Raw genomic sequence first — 7,127 nt, 5'->3', positions numbered from 1 at the left:
GCTTATCATCGGCGGCAAGAAAACCATCTTGCGTCTGATTCCGTCGGGCATCATGCATCCCGGCGTCGCGTGCTACATCGGCAATGGCGTCGTGTTGTCGCCGGAAGCGCTGTTCAAGGAAATCGGCGAGCTCGAAGCCGCTGGCATCGACGTCCAGAAACGCCTGTTCATTTCCGAAGCCACCACACTGATCCTGCCGTACCACATCGCGATCGACCAGGGCCGCGAAGCGCGCCGCGGCGCGAGCAAGATCGGCACCACCGGCCGCGGGATCGGCCCTGCCTATGAAGACAAGGTCGCACGCCGCGGTCTGCGCGTGCAGGACCTCTTCGACGCACCGGTCTTCGCCGAGCGTCTGCGCGAAAACCTCGACTATCACAACTTCGTGCTCACGCAATACCTCGGCGTCGCCGCGGTCGATTTCCAGCAAACGCTCGACACGATGCTGAGCTACGCCGACCGCCTCAAGCCGATGGTCACAGACGTGTCGCGCCGTCTGTACGACGTGAACGCCAACGGCGGCAACCTGCTGTTCGAAGGCGCGCAGGGCACGTTGCTCGATATCGATCACGGCACCTATCCGTTCGTCACGTCGAGCAACTGCGTCGCGGGCGCCGCAACGGCTGGCGCGGGCGTCGGTCCGCAGAAGCTCAACTACATTCTCGGCATCACGAAGGCATACTGCACGCGCGTCGGTTCGGGCCCGTTCCCGAGCGAGCTCTACGACGCCGATAACGCGTCGCGTCAGGAGCCGATCGGTCTGGAACTCGCCACCGTCGGCAAGGAATTCGGCTCGGTCACCGGCCGTCCGCGCCGCACCGGCTGGCTCGACGTCGCCGCGTTGCGCCGCTCGATCCAGATCAACGGCGTATCGGGCCTGTGCATGACCAAGCTCGACGTCCTCGACGGTCTCGACGAAGTGAAGCTGTGCGTCGGCTACATGGTCGACGGCAAGACGGTCGACCTGCTGCCGCGCGGCGCGTCGGAAGTCGAGCAGTGCGTGCCGGTCTACGAAACCTTTGCGGGCTGGAAGGAAAGCACGGTCGGCATCAAGGAGTGGGACAAGCTGCCCGCCAATGCGCGTGCGTATCTGACGCGGGTGCAGGACGTCGCGGGTATTCCGATCGACATGGTATCGACCGGTCCGGATCGCGACGAAACGATTCTGCTGCGCCATCCGTTCAAGGTCTAAGCGATGCAAGGTGTACCGATGATCGCGATGAAAGATCCTCGTAACGACGACAAGAACCTGTGGGTCGGCTGGGACGAATATCACCGGCTGATCGAACTGCTTGCCTTGGCGGTGCATGAATCGGGCTGGAAGTTCGACAAGATCTTATGCCTTGCGCGCGGTGGTCTGCGCGTTGGCGACCAGCTGTCGCGTATTTACGATTTGCCGCTGGCGATTCTCGCCACGAGTTCATATCGCGAGGCGGCTGGCACGCAGCAGGGTGAACTCGACATAGCGCAGTACATCACGATGACGCGCGGCGAATTGCACGGCAATGTGCTGCTCGTCGACGACCTCGTCGATTCGGGCGTCACGCTCGCGCGCGTGCAGCAGCACCTGAAGGAGCGTTATCCGGCGATCACCGCGGTGCGTTCGGCGGTGCTGTGGTACAAGGGCTGCTCGAAGGTGAAGCCCGATTACCACGTGCAGTACCTGCCGACGAATCCGTGGATTCATCAGCCGTTCGAGGAGTGGGACACGGTGCGTCCGCATAACCTCGGTGCGTGGATCAAGCGCGGCATCGCGCAGGCCGAGGAAGGATCGGGCAAATAGCGCAAAGCTGCGCGCCTGGTTTTTATGCCTGACTTTCATCTTGCGTTTCCGCACATTACGTTCCGTTGCTTCACGGCCAAGCGCTTTACGTTCAGATAGAAAGAGCCGCGCTCGAGCATTGCAATCGCGGATTCGCAAAACGGAGCCCAGTCGGGCTCCGTTTTTTTCGCGCCACCGATGGAACGGGGCGCGGCCTGGCGCGCCGCATCCGCCGTTCGCCACCAACCCGGTTGCGCACGCAGCAGACGCTGCCATATCGCGGTGCTACACTGCGCGGACGATCCACGTGGCGTATCCACAACAAGCCGAGCGGTGTCAGGTGAGCAGTTTAGAATAGCGGTCGTTTTTTCCGCCTGGGAACGGATTCTCTCGCGTCTATGACAGATAACAATCACGTACACAAACAGCCGCTGCCCTCCCTGGCGATTGCCGCGATCGGAGTGGTGTTCGGCGACATTGGCACGAGCCCGTTGTATTCGCTTAAAGAGGCTTTCAGCCCGTCGCATGGCATCCCGCTGACCGATCAGTCGATCCTCGGCGTTATCTCGCTGCTGTTCTGGGCAATCATGATCGTGGTGGGCGTCAAGTACGTGCTGTTCGTGATGCGCGCGGACAACAACGGCGAGGGCGGTGTGCTCGCGCTGATGGCGCTGGCGCTGCGCTCGCTCGAGCAGAAATCGAAAGTGGCCGGCGTGCTGATGATGCTCGGCATTTTCGGCGCCTGCATGTTTTACGGCGATGCGGTGATCACTCCCGCGATCTCCGTCATTTCGGCGGTCGAGGGTCTCGAAATCGCCGCTCCGCACCTGTCGCATCTGGTGATCCCGCTGACCATCGTGATTCTGATCGTGCTGTTCTGGATCCAGCGGCACGGCACGGCGATGGTCGGCCGGCTGTTCGGTCCGATCATGCTCCTGTGGTTTCTCGTACTCGCCGCGCTCGGCCTGTGGCACATCCTGCAGTCGCCGAACGTGATTCGCGCGCTCAATCCGTACTACGCGTACACGTTCATGGCCGCGCACGTGCTGCAGGCGTACGTGGTGCTCGGCTCGGTCGTGCTGGTACTGACGGGCGCCGAGGCACTGTACGCGGACATGGGGCACTTCGGCGCGCAGCCGATCCGCATGGCCTGGTATGTGCTCGTGATGCCGTCGCTGGTGCTGAACTATTTCGGCCAGGGCGCGCTGTTGATGCACGACCCAAAGGCCATCGAAAATCCATTCTTTCTGCTCGCGCCGGACTGGGCGTTGCTGCCGCTCGTGGTGCTGTCGACGGTTGCGACGGTGATCGCGTCGCAGGCGGTGATCTCGGGTGCGTATTCGCTGACGAGCCAGGCGATCCAGCTTGGTTACGTGCCGCGTATGAAGATCCTGCACACGTCGGAACTGGCGATCGGGCAGATCTATGTGCCGGTGGTGAACTGGATGCTGCTGTTCATCATTCTGTGCATCGTGATCGCCTTCAAGAGTTCGGACAATCTGGCCGCCGCGTACGGTATCGCGGTGACCGCAACGATGGTGATCACTACGATCCTCGCGTGCGTCGTGATGGTCAACGTGTGGAACTGGAACAAGTTTCTGGTCGCGCTGATCATCGCCGTGTTCATGGTGGTCGACGTGGGCTTCTTCGGCGCGAACCTGCTGAAGGTCGAAGAGGGCGGCTGGTTGCCACTGTGTATCGGCGGGCTGCTGTTCTTCCTGCTGATGACGTGGTTCAAGGGCAGGATGATCGTCAAGGAGCGCACGGCCGCCGACGGTATTCCGCTGATGCCGTTCCTGCAGGGATTACTCGCGCATCCGCCGCATCGCGTGTCCGGCACGGCGATCTATCTGACCGGCAGCGACACGCTGGTGCCGGTGAGCCTGCTGCATAACCTCAAGCACAACAAGGTGCTGCACGAACGCACGATCTTTCTGACTTTCGTCACGCGCGACATTCCGTATGTGAACGACGCGCAGCGTGTGACGGTCAAGGATATGGACGGTGGATTGTTTCTGGTGAAGGCGGCTTACGGTTTCAACGAAACGCCGGACGTGAAGGCGGTGCTGCTCGAAGTCGGCCGCACGCAAGACATGACTTTCGAGATGATGGACACATCGTTTTTCCTCGCGCGCGAAACGGTGGTGCCGACGCAATTGCCGGGGATGTCGGTGTGGCGTGAACGCGTGTTCGCGTGGATGCATCAGAACGCGGCCAAGCCGACCGATTTCTTCAGCATCCCGGCGAATCGGGTCGTGGAGTTGGGGACCAAGATCGAGATCTGACGGTGTGCTGTTTCTAGCCGGTTGGCTGCTGCCCGAGTTGCCAGGCGCAGGGCAAGCAAACAGCAAAAAGCCCACGCATTTGCGTGGGCTTTTTGTTCTCAGGCGCGGCAAGCGCATCGAAGCGTGCTCGCCGTTCACGCACCAGGCGAAGCACGGCGTCACGCGACAGATCACCGCGCTTGTGGCGAAGCACACCCGCTCGATGTACTCACGCCGCGCTCACTGCATGCTTACTTCTGCTTGAGCTTCGCAAACGCGGCGGCCATCGCGCCACCCGGCTCCGGTTCACGCGAGCGCTGCGGCGCGCCGCGTCCCGCACCGCCGCGATTGAAGTTGCCACGATCCTGCTGCGCGCCACCACCGCCACCGCTGCGCGCAGCGGCCGCGCCGGGCTCGTCGTCGAGGCGCATGGTCAGCGCAATCCGCTGGCGCTTCACGTCCACCTCGAGCACCTTGACCTTGACGATCTGTCCGGCCTTGACCACTTCATGCGGGTCCTTGATGAACTTCGTCGACATCGCCGACACATGCACGAGACCATCCTGATGCACGCCGACGTCGATGAACGCGCCGAATGCGGCGACGTTCGTCACGACGCCTTCGAGCACCATGCCCGGGACCAGATCGCTGACCTTCTCGACGCCTTCGCGGAACGTCGCCGTCTTGAACTCGGGACGCGGATCGCGGCCCGGCTTTTCGAGTTCGACCAGGATGTCGCGTACGGTCGGCAAGCCGAAACGGTCGTCGACGAATTCGCTCGGCGACAAGCCGCGCAACGCGTCGCGATTGCCGAGCACTTCGCCGGCGTGCTTGCTGATCTTCGCGAGAATGCGTTCGACGACCGGATACGCTTCCGGGTGCACCGACGACCGGTCGAGCGGGTTCTCGCCGTTGTTGATGCGCAGGAAGCCGGCCGCCTGTTCGAAGGTCTTGTCGCCCAGACGCGGCACCTTACGCAGATGCTCGCGCGACGGGAACGGCCCATTCGTATCGCGATAGTCGACGATATTGCGCGCGAGCGTCGCGTTCAAGCCCGACACGCGTGCGAGCAACGCGACCGACGCGGTGTTCGCATCGACGCCGACCGCGTTCACGCAGTCCTCGACGACCGCATCGAGCGAACGCGCGAGTTCGCGCTGATTCACGTCATGCTGATACTGGCCGACCCCGATCGCTTTCGGCTCGATCTTCACGAGTTCAGCGAGCGGGTCCTGCAGACGGCGCGCGATCGATACCGCGCCGCGCAGCGACACGTCCATGTCGGGGAATTCCTTCGCGGCGAGTTCCGAGGCCGAGTACACCGACGCGCCCGCTTCGGACACGACGATCTTCTGCAGCTTCAGCTCCGGATGACGCGCGATCAGCTCGCTCGCGAGCCTGTCGGTCTCGCGCGACGCGGTCCCGTTGCCGATGCTGATCAACTCAGCCTGCGTTTGCGCGGCGATGCGCGCGAGCTTCGCGAGGGAGCCGTCCCAGTCGCGGCGTGGCTCGTGCGGAAATATCGTGTCGGTCGTGAGCACCTTGCCGGTGCGATCGACTACCGCGACCTTGACGCCGGTGCGCAGCCCCGGGTCGAGTCCGATCACCGCCTTCGGGCCGGCCGGCGCGGCGAGCAGCAAGTCCTTCAGATTGCGCGCGAATACGCGGATCGCTTCATGCTCGGCCTCGTCGCGCAGATGGGTCAGCAATTCGTTTTCGAGATGCGGCTGCACCTTCACGCGCCAGCACCAGCGGCAGACGTCGGCGAGCCACTTGTCGGCAGGGCGGTTCTGATTGGCGATGCCGAAGTGACGCGCGATCAGCGCTTCACCCGGATGCGGCACCTGCGCGTCGAGTTCTTCGCCGAGGCCCAGCTTGACCATCAGCACGCCGGCGTTGCGGCCCCGGAACAACGCGAGCGCTCGATGCGACGGCACCGTGCGGATCGTTTCCGCGTAATCGTAGTAATCGCGGAATTTCTCTTCCTCGGCGGTTTCCTTGCCTTCGACCACCTTCGACGACACCACGCCCTGGCTGTGCAAATAATCGCGCAGCTTGCCCAGCAGTTCGGCCGTTTCACCGAACTGTTCGGACAGGATGTCGCGCGCGCCGTCGAGCGCGGCCTTCACATCGGCGACGCCCTTGTCGGCGTCCACGTACGCGGCGGCCTCGGTTTGCGGATCGAGCAGCGGATTGCCGAGCAGCGCGTCGGCGAGTGGCTGCAGACCGGCCTCGCGCGCGATCTGGGCGCGCGTGCGGCGTTTCGGCTTATACGGCAGGTACAGGTCTTCCAGGACCTGCTTGCTGTCGGCGCCTTCGAGCGCGCCGCGTAGTTCGTCGGTGAGCTTGCCCTGTTCGTCGATGCTCGCGATGATCGCCGCGCGCCGGTCTTCGAGTTCGCGCAGATACAGCAGGCGTTCCTCGAGATTGCGTAGTTGCGTGTCGTCGAGATTACCGGTCACTTCCTTGCGGTAACGGGCGATGAACGGCACGGTCGCGCCTTCGTCGAGAAGTGCCACCGCAGCCGCGACCTGGCGCGGCTGGACGGACAGTTCAGTGGCGATGCGCTGGACGATCTTGAGTGCTACGGTTTCCGTCATAAGGTCTGGGTATTCCTGCGGACTCAGTGAGGGGCCGCGCGCGGGCGGCAGGTCGGACAGGCCGGGCGTGCGCCGCGACCAGGAGCGGGGCATTTTGCCATAAATGCCAGGGGGCTCAACCGCGGGATGTTAGAATTTCAGCCATCTTCCGTTGACCTTCTACGACGTTGCCAACCTCCTTGTCCCTCAACCGGCCGGTCGCTTTTTTGTCGTCAGATTCGCGGCCGGCGTCGTGTCAATTCCGGCTCTTTTCGTTGCGTTCGCCACTCGCCTCGCGCCTGTCGGTTGCGTCGGCGGCGCGCGCCGTGGGCCTTGTGGGGCTCGGGTCCGAACGGTCGTTTTCCGGCATTTTTCCGCGTCTGTTCGCCGCCGCGTGCGTGGTCGCCGTGGCGGCCACCGTCCCCGCGGCCGCCAGTGCGCAAGCAGCACCGCAAGCGGCAACGCAAGAGCAGGGCATTACATCCGTCGCGGCGCCGGCCAACAAGGCCGCCACATCAACGG

4 protein-coding genes and 1 pseudogene are annotated in these 7,127 nt (G+C 63.4%); 4 read left to right on the top strand and 1 reads right to left on the bottom strand.

The genetic code is table 11. The features are described from left to right. From VGH68_RS21545 to VGH68_RS21535, 3 genes are all read left to right on the top strand, one after another. The coding region (locus tag VGH68_RS21545) for an adenylosuccinate synthase (RefSeq protein ID WP_331605734.1) at nt 1-1,192 on the top strand (1,192 nt) is incomplete at its 5' end. Between the two features lie 18 nt (nt 1,193-1,210). Next, on the top strand, nt 1,211-1,783 hold the full coding sequence (locus tag VGH68_RS21540) for a phosphoribosyltransferase (RefSeq protein WP_331605733.1): 573 nt from the start codon (nt 1,211-1,213) through the stop codon (nt 1,781-1,783). 377 nt (nt 1,784-2,160) lie between these two features. Beyond that, nucleotides 2,161-4,047 carry a potassium transporter Kup gene (locus VGH68_RS21535; protein ID WP_331605732.1) on the top strand — a complete coding sequence of 629 codons (1,887 nt, stop codon included), beginning with the start codon at nt 2,161-2,163 and terminating at the stop codon, nt 4,045-4,047. Nucleotides 4,048-4,277: 230 nt separating this feature from the next. On the opposite strand, the gene VGH68_RS21530 is transcribed toward VGH68_RS21535, so the two are convergent. Next, nucleotides 4,278-6,626 (bottom strand): Tex family protein, encoded by a 2,349-nt coding sequence (locus VGH68_RS21530; protein WP_331605731.1) that lies wholly within the window; start codon nt 6,624-6,626, stop codon nt 4,278-4,280. 254 nt (nt 6,627-6,880) lie between these two features. Here VGH68_RS21530 and VGH68_RS21525 point away from each other — a divergent pair. Continuing rightward, nucleotides 6,881-7,127, top strand: a pseudogene (locus VGH68_RS21525) (hypothetical protein); the annotation flags it as partial.

This window comes from Paraburkholderia sp. (genome assembly GCF_036488505.1).
In the GTDB taxonomy this organism is placed as follows: Bacteria; Pseudomonadota; Gammaproteobacteria; order Burkholderiales; family Burkholderiaceae; genus Paraburkholderia.
The sequence above is the reverse complement of the archived record's forward strand: the minus strand, read 5'-3'. Positions and strand labels throughout refer to the sequence as shown.

Bases quoted from the DNA above. Each gene is read 5' to 3' on its own strand.
- VGH68_RS21535 (WP_331605732.1), top strand. From the start codon at position 2,161: ATGACAGATAACAATCACGTACACAAACAGCCGCTGCCCTCCCTGGCG.
- VGH68_RS21530 (WP_331605731.1), bottom strand. From the start codon at position 6,626: ATGACGGAAACCGTAGCACTCAAGATCGTCCAGCGCATCGCCACTGAA.
- VGH68_RS21540 (WP_331605733.1), top strand. From the start codon at position 1,211: ATGATCGCGATGAAAGATCCTCGTAACGACGACAAGAACCTGTGGGTC.